This is a genomic window from Algoriphagus sp., assembly GCF_046296635.1.
In the GTDB taxonomy this organism is placed as follows: domain Bacteria; phylum Bacteroidota; class Bacteroidia; order Cytophagales; family Cyclobacteriaceae; genus Algoriphagus.
In genome coordinates this window covers 1-19940 of sequence record NZ_JBKBKZ010000029.1, presented here as the reverse complement: position 1 = coordinate 19940, position 19940 = coordinate 1, and the positions used below count along the sequence as shown (strand labels likewise).

The 19940-nt window shown below is 40.4% G+C and carries 14 protein-coding genes; 7 read left to right on the top strand and 7 right to left on the bottom strand.

Annotated elements, in window-relative coordinates; all coding sequences use genetic code 11:
• Positions 1–86 precede the first annotated feature (86 nt).
• From ACK4HU_RS17920 to ACK4HU_RS17890, 7 genes are all read left to right on the top strand, one after another.
• Positions 87–617: an OmpH family outer membrane protein gene (locus tag ACK4HU_RS17920; RefSeq protein ID WP_409809095.1), complete on the top strand. Its 531-nt coding sequence runs from the start codon at positions 87–89 to the stop codon at positions 615–617.
• A gap of 107 nt (positions 618–724) precedes the next feature.
• Positions 725–1279 carry an OmpH family outer membrane protein gene (locus ACK4HU_RS17915; RefSeq protein ID WP_409809094.1) on the top strand — a complete coding sequence of 185 codons (555 nt, stop codon included), beginning with the start codon at positions 725–727 and terminating at the stop codon, positions 1277–1279.
• Positions 1280–1391: 112 nt separating this feature from the next.
• Positions 1392–1694 carry a thioredoxin gene (trxA, locus tag ACK4HU_RS17910; RefSeq protein ID WP_409809093.1) on the top strand — a complete coding sequence of 101 codons (303 nt, stop codon included), beginning with the start codon at positions 1392–1394 and terminating at the stop codon, positions 1692–1694.
• Positions 1695–2073: 379 nt separating this feature from the next.
• Complete coding sequence (locus ACK4HU_RS17905) at positions 2074–7263, top strand: PAS domain S-box protein (protein ID WP_409809092.1); 5190 nt, start codon at positions 2074–2076, stop codon at positions 7261–7263.
• Positions 7263–8612, top strand: a complete 1350-nt coding sequence (locus ACK4HU_RS17900) for an ATP-binding protein (protein WP_409809091.1) — start codon at positions 7263–7265, stop codon at positions 8610–8612. The genes ACK4HU_RS17905 and ACK4HU_RS17900 overlap by 1 nt, the downstream gene beginning before the upstream one ends.
• Positions 8613–8615: 3 nt before the next feature.
• Entirely contained in the window at positions 8616–12611 is a 3996-nt protein-coding gene (locus ACK4HU_RS17895) for a CheR family methyltransferase (protein WP_409809090.1), read from the top strand.
• Between the two features lie 14 nt (positions 12612–12625).
• Complete coding sequence (locus tag ACK4HU_RS17890; protein WP_409809089.1) at positions 12626–13051, top strand: response regulator; 426 nt, start codon at positions 12626–12628, stop codon at positions 13049–13051.
• 433 nt (positions 13052–13484) lie between these two features.
• On the opposite strand, the gene tnpA is transcribed toward ACK4HU_RS17890, so the two are convergent.
• From tnpA to ACK4HU_RS17855, 7 genes are all read right to left on the bottom strand, one after another.
• Positions 13485–13931, bottom strand: coding sequence for an IS200/IS605 family transposase (gene tnpA / locus ACK4HU_RS17885; RefSeq protein WP_409809088.1), 447 nt, complete (start codon positions 13929–13931; stop codon positions 13485–13487).
• A gap of 824 nt (positions 13932–14755) precedes the next feature.
• Positions 14756–16435: a pseudouridine synthase gene (locus ACK4HU_RS17880; RefSeq protein WP_409809087.1), complete on the bottom strand. Its 1680-nt coding sequence runs from the start codon at positions 16433–16435 to the stop codon at positions 14756–14758.
• 241 nt (positions 16436–16676) lie between these two features.
• Positions 16677–17489, bottom strand: coding sequence for an N-acetylmuramic acid 6-phosphate etherase (gene murQ / locus ACK4HU_RS17875; RefSeq protein WP_409809086.1), 813 nt, complete (start codon positions 17487–17489; stop codon positions 16677–16679).
• Between the two features lie 2 nt (positions 17490–17491).
• Positions 17492–18334 carry an N-acetylglucosamine kinase gene (locus ACK4HU_RS17870; protein ID WP_409809085.1) on the bottom strand — a complete coding sequence of 281 codons (843 nt, stop codon included), beginning with the start codon at positions 18332–18334 and terminating at the stop codon, positions 17492–17494.
• Complete coding sequence (locus ACK4HU_RS17865; protein ID WP_409809084.1) at positions 18331–18564, bottom strand: cytochrome b5 domain-containing protein; 234 nt, start codon at positions 18562–18564, stop codon at positions 18331–18333. The genes ACK4HU_RS17870 and ACK4HU_RS17865 overlap by 4 nt, the downstream gene beginning before the upstream one ends.
• Positions 18564–19715: a formimidoylglutamase gene (locus tag ACK4HU_RS17860; protein ID WP_409809083.1), complete on the bottom strand. Its 1152-nt coding sequence runs from the start codon at positions 19713–19715 to the stop codon at positions 18564–18566. Before ACK4HU_RS17860 ends, ACK4HU_RS17865 begins: the two co-directional genes overlap by 1 nt.
• A 32-nt stretch (positions 19716–19747) precedes the next feature.
• Positions 19748–19940 (bottom strand): hypothetical protein (locus tag ACK4HU_RS17855; protein WP_409809081.1); only part of this gene is annotated, 193 nt, incomplete at its 5' end.

Sequence of the window (19940 nt, the reverse complement as noted above, 5' to 3'; positions counted from 1 at the left end):
GTGATCAGTTGTTCGTTTGGTTAATTTATGCAAAAAATAAAGTGTTGCTTTATCTTAATAATGACTACTGAAAACTGAATCAAGACATGAATAAATCGCTGAAAATTGTACTTTTGCTGCTCTTTCTGATACAAGGTGGCACTTTAACAGCTCAAAAGGTAGGATATATAGATTCAGAATACATCTTGAATAAGCATCCGGACTACAAAGTTGTTCAAGATATGTTAAACCAATTGGGCTCTGATTGGAAGAAAGAGGCACAAAGTTTGGATCAGGAAATTAAAGAACTTACTTCTCAGCTAAAGGCTGAGGAGGTATTATTGACAGAAGAAATGTACCAGCAAAGGCTGAGTGAAATCAAAGCGAAGCAAAAGGCTTCTCAAGAATTCAACAGTCGGATCTTTGGAATCGACGGCATGTATTATCAAAAGCAGGCAGAACTGCTTCAGCCTTTACAGTCTAAGATCTACGAAGCCATAGAGCGAGTGTCGAGAAGAAATAACTTAGGTATGCTATTCGACAAAGCTGCAGGGCCATCGGCAATAATTTATAGTGATCCAAGACACGACTATTCTGAGTTTGTCCTGGATGAATTGGGAATTGAAGACAACAAATAAACAGAACACAAATGATGAAATCGAGCAAGAATTTGAACATCTCAAATTTAGATGGAAATAAACTCGGCGAGATTCCATATCGCCACTTAAAAACAAATTATATACATATGAAAGTAAAAGTTATCCTATCCGCATTAGCACTGCTATTCGTAGGATTTGCAGCTCAGGCCCAAGATGTGAAAATCGGCTATACGAGTGTGGAATTTATCATGGACCTGATGCCAGAAATGGAGCAAATCGGAGCAGATATCCAGGATTATCAAACTCAGCTGCAAACAAACATCCAAACAAAGGGAGCAGATTTCCAAAGAAAAGTGCAAGCTTATCAGCAAGCCGCACCTACTATGACTGAAGAAGCAAGAGCAGCTAAGGAAGCTGAATTGACTAAGCTTCAGAATGACCTTCAGAAGTATGAGCAAGATGCTCAAGTTTCTTATCAGCGAAAGCTCGGAGAATTGCTTGAGCCGGTACAGACTAAAGTAATCAATGCGATCAATGCGGTAGCTGCTGAAAACAATTACACGCACATCTTCGCGGAGACTGCAGGTCAATCTCCGGTATTGCTTTACACCAAGGAAGAGGACAAATTCACTGAATTGGTAATAGCTAAGCTTGGCCTGACAATGCCAACTCCTCCTGCAGGAGCTCCAAATCGTAATTAATCCCTAAGTACAAAGTGCTCTTCAAAGGCTGTCTTTTTAATAAGGCAGCCTTTTTTTATAATCTCAAGTGTTTTGATCTTGCATCTTGTGTCTCGTGTCTAACATCTCGAATATGCCCAAGAAAAACCCAAAAGACATCATTTCCAAAAGTCAAGATGCCATATTGGTGGATTTCTATGCGGACTGGTGTGGACCTTGTCAGACTATGAATCCAATCCTTGAGGAAGTTTTGGCAGACTTAAAAGGGAAAATAAAACTTCTCAAACTCAACGTGGACAAGCACCCACAAATGGCACAGCAATTTGCCGTTCGATCAATTCCCCATTACATTCTTTTTAAAAGGGGGAAGATACTTTGGAGAAAAGGAGGGGTTTTGACAAAGCGGGAATTACTCAAAACCTTAAAGGATTTTTAAAAGGCCAAACCAATAACAATAAATAATTAGTTTTGGTAAGCAAAGAAAGGTATTTGAAATATAGTTTTTTGGCTTCCTTTCCTTTACATAAATGCGCAGCCTTTCACTTTTCAAAAGACGGAATTAGTCTCAATAAAAAATTATACCTACCTTCATCTAAGTATTTGGTAATCAACATCAAAAATCCAGAGTACCTTCTGGCCCAGTTTACTCAGATAATATTACAATTCTGAATATAGTAATCAGCTTGTTCCAACTTGAGTTTTTGAATTGAAAATATTTCTGATTTCTCACTGAGATAGACTAATGACAAAACGGACTCTGTTATTGTCGCTCTTTCTAGTTTTAGCATCATTGAAGCCCTTCATTTACTAATAAAATGCCCTCCACCCTTACTGATTATAGCAGCTTATTTTTCTTGAGCCCATTTCCAAAGTGGGTCTATGATTTGGCAACTTATGAAATACTTGATGTCAATCAGGCGGCAATAGATCATTATGGCTATTCCCGGGAGGAATTTTTGCGCCTTACTCCTAAAGACCTTCGTCCAAAGCAAGAAATTCCTGTTCTTTTGTCCGCACATGCCAATATTTCCCAGCAGGACGGGAACATATACTTTGGTGTTTTCACCCACCAAAAAAAGTCCGGCGAACTAATCAGAATGAAGATCTACGGACACAAAGTCGATTTCGCAGACAAAAAATGCATGGTCGTTGTCTGTCAGGACGTCACAGAAGAGGAACGGCAAGTTCAAGCTCTCAAAGAATCTGAAGCTAGGCTTAAAGCAGCTTCATCTATAGCTAAACTAGGCTATTGGAGACAAGAATTGGATACGGATATCCTTACCTGGTCTGAAGAAATTTTTAAAATCTGGGGAAGAGATCGATCAACTTTTGATGTCAGTTTCAAGAATTTTTATGAGTCAATCCATCCGGATGACAAAAAGGCCTTTGAAGTTGCGCAAAGGTCAACTTTTGAAGGAGGAAAAGAGCTTGACTTTATCCATCGTATTGTTCTTCCGGATGGAACTATTAAATGGGTCCACGAACTGGCGCGTCTTGTCAAGGATGAATCAGGCAAACCCATTATTTTGGAAGGAACGGTTCAGGATGTCACCCAACAAAAAGAAGAAGAGCAGCGAATAAAGCTACTGGAGACAAATCTTAGCCATATTTTTGAAGCCATACCGGATATTATTTGTTTGCTTGATTTTAAGGGAAGGTTCCTGAAAATTAACAAAGCAGGAAGTGAAATGCTGGGCTACAGTGAAGAAGAACTTCTCAACCTATCCTTTGATGACTTGGTTCATCCAGAGGATAAAAAGAACACTATTGCGGATACCAATATGGGCATCAAGGAGTCAGCCTACAAATTTGAAAACCGTTTTTTGAATAGAAAAGGGGAGATCATCTGGTTAAGCTGGAATTGCAACTCCATGATGGAAGAAGGGTTGATTTATGCTTCTGCTAAGAACATCACCGTAGAAAAAAAACTCCAAGAACTTAATTCCCAAGCTTCTTCTCTGGCAAGAATCGGAAGCTGGGAAGTCGACCGTACTGAAGAGAAACTTTATTGGTCCAAAATGGTCCATGAGCTTCATGAAACTGATCCTGAAACTTTCATTCCGGATGTAACTAGTGGCATAAACTTTTACCGGGAAGATTTTCGTGAAATGGTGAGGGAAAATCTCTTAAAGTGCATCAATGAAGGCGGATCTTTCAATTTTGAAGCTGTCTTGGTCACAGCTAAAAACAATGAGCTGTGGGTTAGGACAATTGGTTCGAGCGAGTTTTTGGATGGAAAGTGCATAAGGGTATTTGGTAGCTTTCAAGATATTCATGAAAAGAAAGAATCTGAAAATCGACTCGTGTCATTAGCAGACAATTTGCCGGGAGTGGTAGTACAGTATCTAATTAACCCTGACGGCACAGACTCGATGAAGTATGTCAGTAAAGGATCCAAAGAAATATTTGGATTTGAGCCTGAAGAAATCAAAAACGACATAAACCTGCTTTGGAGTCAAATCAAAGCAACAGGTGAATTTGAGCGAATCCAAAAGCAAATTGAGGATTCGATAAAAAGTAAAACCAAATCAAAATTTCAGTGGAAATTCCTGATGCCAGATGGCACAATCCGTCTTCATGCTGGCTATGGAACTCCTGAATTTATGACAGATGGAACGGTAGTTTTTAATGCTTTGGTACTGGATATCACTGAAGAAAAAAAGAAGGAGGACCTGCTAAACCAAGTCAGTAGGATGGCTATTGTCGGCAGTTGGGAACTTGACTTACTGAGCAAGAATGGAGATTCCATGTATTGGTCTCCAATAATCAGAGAAATTTTGGAAGTGGACGAAAACTACAACGCTTCGAATTTTAAAGGACTAGAATTTTTGACGGAAGAGAGTCAAATTCAAGTTCAAAATTCCATGGAAAAGCTCATTAAGACCGGAGAGGAATTTGATCTCGAAATCTTTTTAAAAACTGCAAAAGGAAATGATCGCTGGATCAGATGTATAGGTAAAAGCGAGCGGATCCATGGCAAAAGTGTCAAGACATTTGGAAGCTTTCAGGATATCCACAAGAAAAAGATCAATGAGGTAACATTACAAAAAAGTCTAAAAACACTCGAAGACTATAAATTTTCCTTAGATCAATCAGCAATTGTAGCCTTTACTGATGATAAAGGAGTGATCACATTTGTCAATGACAATTTCTGTAAAATATCAAAATACTCAGAACAGGAATTAATAGGAAAAACACACAAGCTCATTAATTCCAACCATCACCCAAAATCATTTTTTGTTGACCTATGGAAAACCATTGCCTCTGGTAATGTCTGGAGAGGTGAAATAAAAAACATAGCGAAGGACGGTTCTTATTATTGGGTAGATACAACTATCGTCCCTTTTTTGGATGAAAATAATAAACCCTTTCAATACTTGGCAATCCGATTTGACGTGACTAATAGAAAGATTGCAGATGAAAAAATCTTTAAAGCGCTGGATGAAAAAAACAGGATTTTGGAAAGTATCGGAGATGCCTTCTTTACGATGGATCGAAATTTTATCGTTTCCTATTGGAACAGAGCAGCAGAGGAGCTTATAGGAATAAAAAGAAATCAGCTAATCGGAAATAATCTTTGGGAAGTCTTTCCGGATGCGGTTTCACTCCCTTCTTATACCAATTATCATAAAGCACTCCAGACTGGCCAGGCTATAACATTCGAAGACTACTATGGAACCTGGCTGGAAATAAACGCCTATCCTTCAGAAGAAGGGATCACAGTTTTTTTTAGGGATATTTCCTTGCGGAAAGAAGCCGACCAGCGACTTCTTAAAGCCTTCGAAGAAAAAAACAATATACTTGAAAGTATCGGCGATGCTTTTTATGCACTAGATGGTGAATTAAATTTTACTTACATGAATTCTAGCTGTGCCAATTTATTAGCTGTTAAAAAAGAAAAAACTATAGGTAAAAACCTGTTCACGGAATTTCCAGATTTAAGAAATACGCTATTCGAAGATGAATTAAGAAAGGTTCAGCATACAGCTGAGGCCAGAAAATTCGAATTTTATTACGCTCCTTTGGATGCGTGGTTTGAGGAAAGCATTTATCCTACACCTACCGGTATTTCTGTATACTTTGTAGATGTTACGCAGCGCAAAAACGCGAATGCAGAAATTGCAAAAAGTGAGGAAAAAAGAAGGCTTATCATGAATGGTGCATTGGATGCCATTATATCTATTGATACAAACGAAACTATTACCTTCTGGAATACTCAAGCAGAAGTAATTTTTGGGTGGGAAGAAAAAGAGGTGATAGGAAAACCATTATCCGAAATAATAATTCCAGAACCCTTCCGTAGGTACCATGTCGAAGGATTAAAAAACTATCTAAAAACAGGAGAAGGGAAAGCAATTAATGTACTGCTGGATTTATCAGCTCTTCGTCGAAATGGTGAGGAATTTCCGATTGAACTAACAGTAATCCCAATTAAACAGGAAGGTGAAGAATTTTTCTGTGCTTTCATAAGGGATATTACGCAACGTAAAAAAACAGAAAAAGACTTGTTAAATGCCTTCCAAGAGCGAAAAAGTATCCTGGAACGAATCGGTGACGCCTTTTTTGCCTTGGATAAAGATTGGAACGTCACCTATTGGAACAAAAAGGCTGAGGAAATCATTGGTATCAATCGAGAGGATTTGGTAGGACATAACCTTTGGGAAAAATTTCCCCTAGCGGGGGAACTTGAGTTTTTTAGGCAATACAAACGGGCTTTTGATACCCAAACTCCTGTTCATTTCGAGGAGTATTTCCCTCCCTATAACCAATGGTATGAAGCGAATGGCTATCCTTCTCCTGAAGGAATTAGTGTTTTCTTCAGAGATATTACAGACAAAAAACTGGCTGAAGAACAAATTCTCCAAGCCAACGAACGGTTTGAGAAAGTCACTGAAGCGACCAATGACGCCATTTGGGATTGGGACATCGAAAATAAAACCTATTTCAGAAGTAAGGGGATAGAAAAATTCTTTGGCGTTGCCTCCTCCCAAACATTAGATGAAGAAGACTTCTGGAAAGACAAATTCCATCCCGAAGATCTCCCTAAAATCAAGCAAAGTATTGACATCGCCTTGCAAAATCCTGAAACATTAAGATGGGAATTGGAATATAGAATCTTCAAAGAGGATGGAGAAATCGGCTATGTGGTAGATAAAGGAGTCATCGTCCGAAATAAAAAAGGCAAAGCCATTCGAATGGTCGGAGCTATGACAGATATCTCGGACAGGAAGAAGCATGAGGAAGAGTTGCTTAGCTTAAATGAATCTCTAAAAAAATATGCGAATGATCTAGAACTGACCAACGAGCAGTTGGAACAGTTTGCTTTTATAGCATCTCATGACTTACAGGAGCCTTTGCGGATGATAACAAGTTTTATGGATCAACTTCAGCGAAAATATGGGGAACAGCTTGATGATAAAGCTCATCAATACATTCACTTTGCGACCAATGGTGCCAAGCGGATGAAGCAGATTATTCTTGATCTTCTCGAATATTCAAGGGCGGGAAAATTTAATGAAACAATATCCAAAGTCAATCTTGATTTGCTAATAAGCGATTACAAATCGCTGAGAAAAAAGGTAATCGATGAAAAGTCAGCCATTATCGACTATTCTACTCTCCCAGTAATCGAAAGTTATAGGGCTCCATTAACTCAGACCCTCCACTGCCTATTGGATAATGCCATCAAATATTCGCGGAATGGAGTTCCTCCCAAGATTGAGCTAAGCGTAAAAGAAACCCTAAGCGAATGGATCTTCTCCATCCGAGATAACGGAATCGGTATAGATCCTATGTTTTTTGATAAGATCTTCATCATTTTCCAGCGATTGCACAATCGGGATCAATATGCAGGAAGTGGAATTGGATTGTCCATTGTGAAAAAACAAGTTGAATCCTGGGGAGGAAAAATCTGGCTGGAATCCACACCAGGAGAAGGCTCGCATTTCTTCTTTACAATTCCAAAAAGCCGGAAAAATCAACTTGAAATAAAAGAAAATCTATAATGCAATTAGTGACAAAATTGAGAGGTAAAGTAGTGCAAAACTGCATCTCAAAAGATGGGGACACCGCTTCTCTCAATTATTGGAGTGATGTAATATTCGCAGAAAGTATCTTTGCTCTGACACCTCTCAGTTTGCTTACAATTATCCCAGCAGTGATTATCTGTCTTCAGACTGAGTCCTATTTAATTTTAGGGTTTGATTTGTTTGTTTTTGTGATGCTGATATTCATCGCATACATCCCGGGGATTGCGGTATCCGCCAGAAAATACCTGTTGATATTTTTACTTTTTCTTGCTTCATTTATTCTTTTGATCGAGTTAGGAAGTTTTGGTCCAGGTTTGGTGTACCTGCTCGGTGTTACCATTTTTATGTTACTCTTTTTCCCTGACAAAAATCCCTATTTACCGTTTTCACTAACACTTGTTTTCTGTATCATCTATGGATTCATTCTTCATTTCAACCTAATCTCAACCTTTCCTGAGGAGGGAAGTGTTGTGGGCGCTTGGATAGCCATTTCTTCCAATGTCCTGTTTCTGTCCGCAATGATGACTTTAATGATTCCTTTCTTTTTTTCTAAGTTGGATTCCACCCTAAAAGAAAAAGTTAAGCTGCTTGAGTCTATTCGAAAGACAAATAACGAGCTGAATAAGTCAATAGCAGAAGTAAAAGTCAAAAATTCAGAATTGGAAGAATATGCCTTTGTAGCCTCTCATGACTTACAGGAGCAACTACGAATGATAAGCAGCTTTCTGGATAAGTTATCCTCCAAATACCAAGATCAACTGGATCAAAAAGCCCATCAGTACATTTCCTTTGCCACTGAAGGGGCCCATCGGATGAGACAAATAATTCAAGAACTTCTGAATCATTCTAATGCAGGAAGATACTCCGAAGAGGTGGAAGTAGTCAGTCTTCAAGATTTACTAAATGATTACTTAATTTCCCGGAACAAGATAATTTTAGAAAAAAGTGTTCAATTTATAGCAGACCAATTACCCACAATTCTTGCCAATAAGTGTTCACTCACCCAAACCTTTCATTGTCTTTTGGACAATGCAATCACCTATTCTAAAAAAGACATACCCCCAAAAATTCAGATCAAAGTGGAGGATCACCCTGAAGAATGGCTGTTTTCTATTCAAGACAATGGAATTGGAATCGATCAACGATTTTTCGAGAAAATCTTTGTGATATTTCAACGTCTTCATAATCGGGGCGAGTACAGTGGTACTGGCGTAGGTTTGTCCATTGTGAAGAAAAATGTAGAATCTTGGGGAGGAAAAATTTGGCTTGAGTCTACACCCGGCGAAGGGTCCACATTCTACTTCACCCACCCAATAACCGCTTAACCTATGAATTATAATTTCCCGATTATTGGCATTGGTGCTTCTGCCGGTGGTCTAGAGCCGTTGGAATTATTTTTTGAATATGCAAAGCTTCCCTCAGATTTTTCCTATGTCCTGATCCAGCATTTAGCTCCCAATCACAAGAGCCTGATGGATGAATTGCTGGCTAGGCATACTCGGCTGCCCATTCTCATCATTGAGCACGACATGATTTTGGAAAAAGGCAAAATCTACCTCAATCCACCTAAAAAGTTTGTGGAACTTCAAGAGGGTAGATTTATACTCAGTGAAAAGGAGGACAGAAAACTAAGCTTCCCTATCAGTACATTTTTAAACTCCTTGGCAGAGCAGGCTCACGAAAAAGCTTGCGCTATCATCTTATCCGGTACCGGCAGCGATGGCTCAGAAGGAATCAAATTCATCAAAGAAAAAGGTGGTCTTGTCCTCGCACAAAGTCCTGACACCGCCAAATTTGACGGCATGCCCAAAAGTGCCATCCTCACAGGTGCAGTAGATAAGGTTTGTTCTGTTCAAGAGATGCATCAGGAATTAGATTCTTACTTTACCTACAATTTGGGATTGATTGGGGTAAAACTGGAATCCAAAGATTCCAAATCTCTCATCGCAGCGATTCTTCAAACTGTCTATAAAAAGCTCGGTGTGGATTTCACCGAATACAAATACACCACCGTTTCCCGGCGTATTGCCCGAAGAATGAGCCTACTGGGATTTCCAGAAATGGAGGAATACCTCCAGTACCTTAGGGAAACTAATTCGGAAGCTACACTTCTTTCCAAGGAATTATTGATCGGCGTGACTCGGTTTTTCAGAGATGAAGAGTCATTTTACTACCTTAAAAGTCAGGTTATCCCACAACTCATTGAAAACAATCAAGAAACCAAATCCATCCGTGTCTGGGTGCCAGCCTGCTCCACGGGAGAGGAAGCTTACACGCTTGCAATCCTAATAAAGGATCATCTGCGGATCAACAAACTCCAGTATGAGGTCAGTATTTTCGCGACAGATTTGGATAAGGATGCAATCAAACAGGCAGCCAACCGGATTTTTCCAGAGAGTATTTCTTCCGAAATCCCTCCGGAGTACCTGAACATGTATTTTATTCCTCAGCGCAAAGGATTCACTATTTCGAAAGAGATTCGGGAGATGATCATATTCTCTGCGCATAATGTGGTACAAGACCCACCTTTCAATAAAATTGACCTGATCAGTTGCAGGAATTTTCTGATCTATCTCAATAACGAACTACAACAGCGGCTCTTTATGCTGTTCCAATATTCATTGAAGACCGGCGGTTTTTTGTTTTTGGGATCCAGTGAGTCATTGGGCGATGCCATCGATAACTTCATCGAGGTGGATAAAAAGCACAAGGTATTTGTAAATCGAGAAAATAAGAAAGTAGTACAACAACTACGCAACTCCAGTCGCAGAGCTTTATCACCCACTGAATTGGTCGATAATTCGATTGTCACTGCAGTACAATCTTCCACTCCCTCAAACAAGAACAAGCTCCTTGCAGAAATCCAAAATACGCTTATTCAAGAGTATGTACCGGATTCTATGGTCACGGATGAAAATTTCAATCTGCTTCATACCACAGGCAATGCACACAGATGGCTGACACTCCCAGCAGGTGAGATCAGTATGAATGTGCTGAAAATGCTGCCTGAATCTCTGGCCTTGCCCTTTGAAGTGGTGGCTAGCAAAGTCTTAGCTACGGGAGATCCCATTCGGATAAATCATGTGGAGATTACCGGCTCGCTGAAAAACTTCTATAATGCCGACAAACAACTCCGAATTCTAGTCCGAAAGACAGAGCTTGTTGAAGGTCTGAAACAGTTGATTGCCACATTTGAGCAAGAGGAAAGCGCTGGCGGCTTATCACCATCTGAGGAAATTGATATTAGTTTTGCCTCCAAGGAGAAAATCAACATACTTGAGCGTGAACTTAGAATCAATCGGGAAAACCTTCAAAGCACTATAGAAGAACTCGAATCGAGTAATGAGGAACTTCAAGCTGCCAATGAAGAACTCCAGAGCTCTAATGAAGAACTGGAATCTGTCAATGAAGAACTCTATACTGTCAATGCAGAATTCCAGCAAAAAATAGTTGAACTATCCGAATCAAACAATGACCTGAACAACCTGATTCAAAGTACAGAAATTGCCCTACTTTTCCTGGACACTAACCTTAATATTAGAAGATTCACACCTGCGATAAAGAAAATTCTGGATTTGCTTCCTCACGATATCGGTAGGAATATCAGCCACTTTCGGGGCAAGATTCAGCTGGATAATTTCATGGAACACATTGAAACAGTTTTTGAAAACCTTGTTCCCTTTGAAACTCAGATTACGGATAGCAGGGATGGAGAATACATTTTAAAGATTTCCCCTTTCAAAACACAGAAAAATGAAATTCAAGGAGTGGTATTGGTCTTCATCGATATGATTAAGGCAAGCCGAATGGAACGAGCTTTGGAAATTTCGGACAATGCTTTGGAGGCACTTCATACGAAGCACGACAAACAGAGCGCTTTATTTGAATTGATCGCAAATAATTCCAGAGACATGATCTCCATCATCGATATGGAGGGGAAGATGCAATACTGTTCACCCTCCGGAGTTGAAATAACTGGTTTCCCTGAGGAGCGTCTGGTGGGAATGAATTTAACAGATCGCCTCCCAGATCCCATTCACAAAAAACGATGGCTTAAAGCAATCGAGGAAATAAAAAATGGGCAAACACCAAATCTGATTCAATTCAAATTCAAAACTTGGAATGGAACTCATCGCTGGATGGAATCTAATCTGAAGCCGCTCAATCTATCTGGGAAGTCCGTGAATATCCTTGTGACCACACGAGATATACATCAGCGAATGCTTCGAGATGTAGAATTGCAGAAGTTAGCTTTGATTGCCGAACAGACCAGCAATGCGGTCATCATCACAGACAGCAATGGAAAAATAACCTTTGTAAATGAGGCTTTTGAAAAAATGACCGGGTATACCGAGGAAGAAGTCCTGGGGAAAAAACCGGGACATATCCTACAGGGAAAGGAAAGCTCCAATGAAATGATAAACAAAATGTCAATTGCGATCAGAAACCAAACCTCAATCGAGGTTGAGTTGATCAACTACACTAAATCAGGAAACAAATACATGGTCAGAATCCAAATGGAGCCCATGTTTGACAAAAACCAAGAGCTGATCGGCTTCTTCTCAATCCAAAACGATATCACCAACCAAAAAGATCAGGAGGGACAAATTCACCGCCTCAATCAAAAGATCAAATCTCAAAACCAAAAACTGGAGGAAGTCAATAAGTCCCTTGAAGAATTTGCCTACGTGGCTTCCCATGATCTGAAAGCCCCTATTCGAAATATCAGCGGACTGCTGGAATTAATCCAAAAGAAGGGAGAAAAGCTTGATCCCGAAAAACGGGCAAATTATTTTGAGGTTATTCGTTCTTCCTCCCAAGAATTAGGTCGGCTTATCGATAATCTGCTGGAATATTCACGGTCAGGAAAACTGCAGGAAGAACTTGAAACAGTCAAATTGGAGCCCATTTTCAAATCTGTTGTCCAACAATTTGACCTGGAAATCAACAAATTGAAAGGGAAAATCACACTTGATTTGGATGTTGAAGAAATTCAAGTCTACCCAATTCTATTCAAGAGACTACTCACTAATCTGATCAGCAATTCAATAAAATACAGAAGTGACAAACCAGTAGAGATAAAAATTTCAGCCAAATCCTACGATGATTGGATAGAATTTAGGATTATTGATAATGGAATCGGAATACCCGCGCAGCATTTGGATGAGATTTTTAAGATTTTCAAAACTCTTGGGAACAGCACAGATAGTAACGGAATTGGTCTATCAGTCTGCAAAAAAATAGTAGAACACCATGGAGGAAAGATTTGGGTCGAATCTCAACCAGGTCTTGGCTCCACATTTATCTTTCAAATCACCCTATAACTTTAAATAAATTGATGAAACCCGCCCACATACTTTTGGTAGAAGACAATGAAGGAGACATAATCCTCACACTGGATGCTTTCGAGGAGAGTAAAATCAAAACCGAAATCAGTGTTGTAAGAAATGGCCAAGAAGCATTGGATTTCCTGTTCCAAAGAGCACAATATACTGATGTTCAAAAACCCGACTTGATTCTTCTTGACATTAATATCCCAATTTATAATGGACATGAGGTCCTAAGATTGATCAAACAAAACGATTCCACCAAAAAAATTCCGGTGATCATGTTGACGACTTCTTCCAGTCAAAAGGACGTAAATCTCGCTTACGAACACCATGCAAATAGCTATGTGAAGAAACCATTGGAAATGGAGGAATTTCTAGAGGCAATACTTAAGATTGAGGAATTCTGGTTGCAGATTTCCAAATTGGCGGATTAGGAATTGTTTTAGGTTTTAACCTAAATCACTGAACTTCAAATTATTTTTTATGATTTTCCGCTTCTTTGTCAGTTGGAATTTTGGCTAAAGCCTGATTGTGATTATAATTCTTAGAGGAATGGGCTAAAGCCGCATTCCTATTGATGGCCTCTGAATCCCAGATGGAAATAAGGTCCGACACCCTCCGGGGTCGCAGGGATCGTATTGTGGTTTCTAAATCCACGGGTTCCACCCGTGGCTACGCCACGCCTGTGCGCCTGTGGCGTAGCGCACAGGTATTGAAAAGTTTGACCCCTTATCAGGGGTCGGGAATCTAAACAAGAGGGAGGAACAAACCATTGACCACGAAGTGGTCGAACCTTTCAATAACCCTAGGTGAAACCTAGGGAATTGAATGTCAAGATGGCGAATGTCAACCCTGAAGGGTGTTGAACTACAAAAGAAATTTCTCTTCAAATTCAATTTCTTGTTCGATTAACAATGCCCTGTATTCGTCTAAAAACGACACATTTTTATGATGTTCCTCCTGATTTTTGACATAATTGATCAATCGCTCCTTTGACTTTATGGACTCTGAAAAGGCTCCATAGCCATCCTGCCAACCTTTAAATTTTGGAAAAATCCCTTCTCGTTTTATGAAGTCATCACAAGCTAATTTGATATCCTTCACCAAGGAAGAAATAGCGATTGTGGGATGAACATGAGTAAGAATATGCAGATGATCTTCCACACCATTGACCCGATAGAGATGGCAATTTTTATTGGTGAGAAGTTGGTGGATAAAAGAAAACATCCGCTTTTTATCTTCCTGGATGATTGTTGGTTCGCGGTGTTTTGTGGAATAGACAATGTGGTAAATCAATTGCGTGTGCGTTCCCATAAAAATCAGGTTTTGGTGAAAAATGAATTATATGAATTTCGAAATTTTGGATGATTATGACAATTGGTTTAAGGATTAGTTCGGCCCTTTCAGGCCTGCCTGCCGGCAAAGGCAGGGTCGTGGGGAATCTATCATATGTACCGTTATCCACGGGTTTCACCCGCGGCTAAGCCACGGTGCACAGGTATTGCGATGTTGGAGCCCTGTCGGGGTCAGAAATTTAAGTCAAAGCTTAAAGAATATGGGATTTTGGCAAATCGGATTTATAAGAAAAAGACGGTGAAGCCGTCTAACCTTTCAATAGCCCCCGGTAAGACCGGGGGAAAAATGTAAACGACAAAAAATAACAACCCCGAAGGGTGTTGAACTTTTAGGAAAGTGATGAATAAGGTTCGACACCCTCCGGGGTCGCGGGGATCGTATCGTTGTTTCTAAATCCACGGGTTTCACCCGCGGCTACGCCACGGCGCACAGGTATTGAAAAGTTTGACCCCTTATCAGGGGTCGGGAATGACAATAGAAATGATCAAACAAATGACCTCGAAGTGCCTGCCTGTCCGGTAGGCAGGGTCGGACCTCTGAATACTTGTGCGCTACGCCACATGCGCACAGGCGTGGCGTAGCCCTACCTAGAGAAAAGAAGGTCAAGATAGCGAATGTCAACCCTGCCTTTGCGGGCCCGAAGCTTTAGTCCCGATGAGCGTAGCGGTTTCGGGAGGTGTTGAACTTTTTAGAAATGGTGTTACAAATTCCTTGAGGAAAATGATATTCTTCCAGAACGGTCCAAATCATCAAAGGCCCCTATTTAGGAGCCCTTGCTATTATTAAGTGAAGAATTTTAATCGAATCACTTCCTGTTCGGTAAGGAAGCGGTAGTGACCTCGCTTCAGGTCCTTCTTATCCAATCCGGCATAAATCACTCGGTCAAGTGCAGTGACTTCATATCCCAGATGGGCAAAAAGCCTTCTTACTATTCTATTTCGTCCGATGTGTATTTCCAGTCCTAAAATTGTTCTATCGAGCGATAACACTTGCATATCATCTACGGTGACATCACCATCTTCGAGAGTCAATCCTGCTCTGATTTCCAGTTCATGGTTTAGCGTCAATGGCTTATCCAAGGTTACCTGATAGATTTTTTTAACCTCATTGGATGGATGAGAGAGCTTGGCAGTCAGTTCGCCGTCATTGGTAAATAGTAACAAGCCAGTCGTATTTCTATCCAATCTTCCAACCGGGAAGATTCGCTCTTCACAGGCATTTCCCACCAAATTCATCACGGTCTTCCTTTCCATAGGATCGTCGGTCGTAGTAATGAAATCTTTTGGTTTGTTTAATAATACATAAACAGGCTTTTCGGGATTGACTTTTTTACCTTGATAGACCACTCGATCTGATTTTTTGACCTTATAACCCATCTCGGTAATTACCTGTCCATTGACTGTAATTAAGCCTTTTGCAATCAGGTCATCTGCTTCTCTTCGTCCGCAGATTCCAGAGTTTGATATGTATTTGTTTAATCTGAAAGAGTCTGATTCTTCTTTACCTTTAACTTTTCGGGCCGGTAAGGCATCGAAATTATAATCCGGTCTTTCAATATCCAATTCCTGGCGATTAGGTCTGTTTTTACCAAATCCACGCTTTTCCGAGAATTTTTCCTCGTTATATTTTGGTTGCTCGGGAGCGAAAACGGGCTTTTGATCACGCCCTCTTCCTTTGTAGACTAGTCTTTCACTATGTTCCTTTGGAGTCTGATCGGCTGAAAAATCTTTTTTGAATGAGGGCTTTTCAGTTCTTGGTTTGGATTCATTTCCAAACTTGCGCTCATCAGAATCTCTTTTAGGGAAACGATCTAGCTTATCACCGTAAGTTTTCTTGGGAGAATCAGAGCTTTCACGTCTTTCGAACTTCTTTCCGGCAAAACCTTCTTTCTTGAATCCTTCAGGCTTATCGCCAAATGACTTCTTAGGATAGTCAGCTCCGTCTCTTTTTTCAAACTTCTTTTTGAATCCTTCACCTTTGTCGAAGCGCTTATCTCCGAACGGCTTTCGCTCAGAATCTCCTGATCCAAAACGCTTTCCATAACCTGACTTATCAGCACCCTTATCATCCGAATTAAAGAATCGACCTTTTGGCTTATCTCCGTAAGATGGCTTGGAATCAGATTTGAAATCCGGCTTTTTTCCAAAAGACTTCTTTCCATAAGAATCGTCCTTTTTACCATAGGAAGGCTTGGAATCATCTCGCTTACCATAAGATGGCTTGCTATAGGAATCATCTTTTTTCCCGAAGGAAGGTTTGGAGTCGTCACGCTTGCCGAAGGAAGGCTTACTGAAGGAATCATCCTTCTTTCCGAAGGATTTTCCTTTTGGAGAGGATTTACCCTCTCCCTTATCGAAGCGGGGTCCGCTTGATGAAAAATCTGATTTTCCGGTTGATTTTGAAGCGCCGGAATCTTTGCGATCGTCGTTAAAAAACGGCTTTCTTGAATTGTTTTTTTTCATAGTATGCAGCATCACTGCTGTAGTTAATTGTATAAAATTAAGAGTCTGAAATTGAGCAAGACAAACAGGTCAATCACTGAAATGAAGATTCATCTTGCGAGATTCCACCTGCCTGCCGTCAGGCAGGTATGGCCTATGAAAATAAAATCATAAGCACATGAACTACAAACGCTTAATCGGGGCATAAAGATACGTCTAAGAAGACTGAATTTCTACACCCGATACAAAATATTCTTAAAGATCAACCCTTGTTTTTGTAATAATATTCTGTGGCATTGCGGACAGATCCTTCTGAACGTAATAAATCATTGGCAGATTGGTAATCCAGACCTGTGGCTTCCATGATCATTTTTGTCCCTCGATCGACTAGTTTCGCATTGGAAAGCTGCATATCCACCATTTTGTTCCCTTTCACCCTGCCTAGCTTGATCATAACAGTAGTTGAGATCATATTCAATACCAGCTTCTGTGCGGTACCTGATTTCATTCGTGTACTTCCTGTGACAAACTCCGGCCCTACGACTACTTCGACGGGAAATTCAACAGCTCTTGCCAAAATAGAATCTGGATTACATGTAATGCAACCTGTGAGTAAGCCATTCTCTCGTGCTGTTTTTACACCTCCTACGACATAGGGTGTAGAACCTGAGGCCGCTATTCCGATTACAGTATCCAATTCAGAAAATCCATGTTCTTGGATGTCTTTCCAAGCCATATCCGGATCGTCTTCTGCATTTTCTACTGCCTTGCGAATGGCTGCATCTCCTCCTGCTATCAGTCCAATCACCCAGTCATGAGGAACTCCATAAGTCGGTGGACATTCGGAGGCATCCAAAATCCCAAGTCTTCCGCTTGTCCCTGCACCGATGTAAAACAACCTGCCTCCTTCTCTCATCCGGGGCACAATTTGATCTACAAGCGCCGATATAGCAGGAATGATCAATTTAACTGCCGGAGCTACTTTATGATCTTCCGCATTGATACTTTGAAGAAGTTCGGTGCTATCCATTTTCTCCAAATCTTCATATTCAGAACTGCTTTCAGTGACTTTCATATTCATAGTAGTTCCTGATGGTAAAGTGTCAGTCCTGCAATCGGACTTTCGATGATAATATTGACTTGAATTCCAGCATCCGAGGCGGCTTTTCTCAAAATATCACTGTTGTAATATGCAATCGAACCAACAAAATTTACAGGCTTGTTTTTAAAATCATGATACTTGAAAATATGCTTTTTGAAAAAATCCATAAAGGAATTGTAATACAAACCGAAACAGTATGGATCAGCTTTGTTTTCTGTGATAAATCGACAAAAACTTCCCATGTACCTGCTCGGAAACGGCTGCCGATACACATGGTCCTGAATAATATTTTGAGTGATATGAAACCGCTCAATCGCCGCTTCACGAATCTTTACGGGCATTTCTTCATGGATAAAATCTATCAAAAACTGCCTGCCAACATAACATCCCCCACCCTCATCACCTAAAATATAACCGGCTGCCGGTCGGGTCGCTATGATTTCTTTGCCATCGTAATCACAACTGTTGGACCCTGTACCAAGGATACAAGCTATCCCTGCTTGATGACCGCAGGTAGCATGTGCCGCGGCAGCAAGATCGTGATTTACATGTATTTGAGCATGATTGAAAATCGTGCGGAGTGCGCTCGAAACTTCATTATTTCGATCCGGAGAGGAACAACCTGCTCCATAAAAGTAAATTTCCTCTATTTCAGTTTCGAGATTAACCAGAAAGTCATGACGCATCTGAATCGCCATCTCCTCGGCAGTCATGTAATAAGGATTGAATCCTACTCCCCGGTATTGACTGATTTTGCCATCCTTATGGATTACTCTCCAGTCTGTCTTGCTGGAACCGCTGTCTGCAATTAATATCATGATGAAGCAAGTTGGCCAATGGCCTGAAACTTTTCAAATACTTTTTCAGTGTGAGGAGCATCTACTAATTCATCGGTCAAATCCTGACCCGCCCAGTGTTCGTAATGCATCCCTTTTTTCCACAATTTAGAGATACTAACATCGTAAATCACCCCTTTGAATGCCACCCAAATCTCCGGTCTGTCCTGACCATTTCTCAGTGCAAGTTGTTGCTTGGTATAAGTCTTCATCAATACAGCTTAATCTGGGCATTGATCCAGCGATCGGGTATTTCACCTTTTTGCGCCAGCTGATAATCTGAATAGCTGCATGGAACTGTACTCACACGATCAAAGCGAGATGTTTCATTGTGAGGTATCTCCATCCACCATTTTCCACTTCTTTTGCTTTTATAGAAAACGAGAACATTTGGCTTGGTATCTAATGAAACCGTGTATTTGATATAATCAGCACTTTTAAATGATAAACTGTCCTTTCTGGAATAAAAGCCCTCGATAAAATACCAAATCATCACGGCGGCAACTTTTGCCGACTTATTATTAGCATCGTCAAAATAAGGATCATATCCATAGAGTCCGATAGAACTCAGCTTCTCATTCATCCCGGCAAACCAAAAAATCTGACATGCTTCTTCCGCAGTCAATCCAAAAGGTTGCGCATCAACTGCCCCGGGTGCATCAGCAGATTGAATGGAGCAAAGATCAAAACTCAACAAATCGGCATCCCGGATCAGTGGTTCAGTTTCCTTGAAATTATCTCTGATCTGCCCTAATCTCACATGATCAAAATAGAGCTTCTCCATCACATTAATCAAGGTGGGATCGACCAAAAAACTCTGATAGGCAAGATGAGTATATGAAAAAAGAAAATTTGGCTGGTGTAAAACGATCTCTTGGGTGTGACGGTCATCTTCCGGGCCAAGTTCCTCCATGTCCACCTTGGCATCTATCGTCACCAAACTAACCAGTTTTTTCATTTTTTGATAGGACAAATATTGTCCATAATCCAAATCATGGGATCCTCCAAAGTAAACTGGCAGGATTTGTTGCTTCATCAGTGCCTCTCCGACTTGTCGCATGTTTTGATAGGTGTCATTAAGCGAATTGCCGGAAATCAGATCTCCCAAATCTGCAATGCGATAGGGTACCAGACTCTTTTTAAGGAAATATAGCTTTTCACGAATTTCTGAACTTCCTCTTTCGATACTTTCCGAATACTTTGCTCCACGTTTTTCTTTGATTCCTATCAGTGCTATTTGAATCCCTTTTAGGTCAGGGAAATTTTCTGAATGAATATGAATCTGATGGAAAAAGGAGTTTTCTGGATATTTTTTTTCTTGAAGAAAATCTTCAACGGGTTCAAAAAAGGATTGAATGTTCATAAGGTAAGGATGTGGTTATAAAAATACTGACTTTAGGCAATTCTGCCACTACAGGAATTAAATCTTGGGAATCCTTTGGAAGACCGGAGACGGAAGAAAATCTGAGCTTGAATAAATATTAAGTATCTGGATTTGATAATCTTCACAAGCAGAATAATTAATCTGTATATCCGCTTCTTTGCCAGTAAATCAAAATGGCCTCGACTTCGCTCGGCCTCCGGATTC

Bases quoted from the DNA above. Each gene is read 5' to 3' on its own strand.
- ACK4HU_RS17920 (WP_409809095.1), top strand. From the start codon at position 87: ATGAATAAATCGCTGAAAATTGTACTTTTGCTGCTCTTTCTGATACAA.
- ACK4HU_RS17915 (WP_409809094.1), top strand. From the start codon at position 725: ATGAAAGTAAAAGTTATCCTATCCGCATTAGCACTGCTATTCGTAGGA.
- trxA (WP_409809093.1), top strand. From the start codon at position 1,392: ATGCCCAAGAAAAACCCAAAAGACATCATTTCCAAAAGTCAAGATGCC.
- ACK4HU_RS17905 (WP_409809092.1), top strand. From the start codon at position 2,074: ATGCCCTCCACCCTTACTGATTATAGCAGCTTATTTTTCTTGAGCCCA.
- ACK4HU_RS17900 (WP_409809091.1), top strand. From the start codon at position 7,263: ATGCAATTAGTGACAAAATTGAGAGGTAAAGTAGTGCAAAACTGCATC.
- ACK4HU_RS17895 (WP_409809090.1), top strand. From the start codon at position 8,616: ATGAATTATAATTTCCCGATTATTGGCATTGGTGCTTCTGCCGGTGGT.
- ACK4HU_RS17890 (WP_409809089.1), top strand. From the start codon at position 12,626: ATGAAACCCGCCCACATACTTTTGGTAGAAGACAATGAAGGAGACATA.
- tnpA (WP_409809088.1), bottom strand. From the start codon at position 13,931: ATGGGAACGCACACGCAATTGATTTACCACATTGTCTATTCCACAAAA.
- ACK4HU_RS17880 (WP_409809087.1), bottom strand. From the start codon at position 16,435: ATGAAAAAAAACAATTCAAGAAAGCCGTTTTTTAACGACGATCGCAAA.
- murQ (WP_409809086.1), bottom strand. From the start codon at position 17,489: ATGAAAGTCACTGAAAGCAGTTCTGAATATGAAGATTTGGAGAAAATG.
- ACK4HU_RS17870 (WP_409809085.1), bottom strand. From the start codon at position 18,334: ATGATATTAATTGCAGACAGCGGTTCCAGCAAGACAGACTGGAGAGTA.
- ACK4HU_RS17865 (WP_409809084.1), bottom strand. From the start codon at position 18,564: ATGAAGACTTATACCAAGCAACAACTTGCACTGAGAAATGGTCAGGAC.
- ACK4HU_RS17860 (WP_409809083.1), bottom strand. From the start codon at position 19,715: ATGAACATTCAATCCTTTTTTGAACCCGTTGAAGATTTTCTTCAAGAA.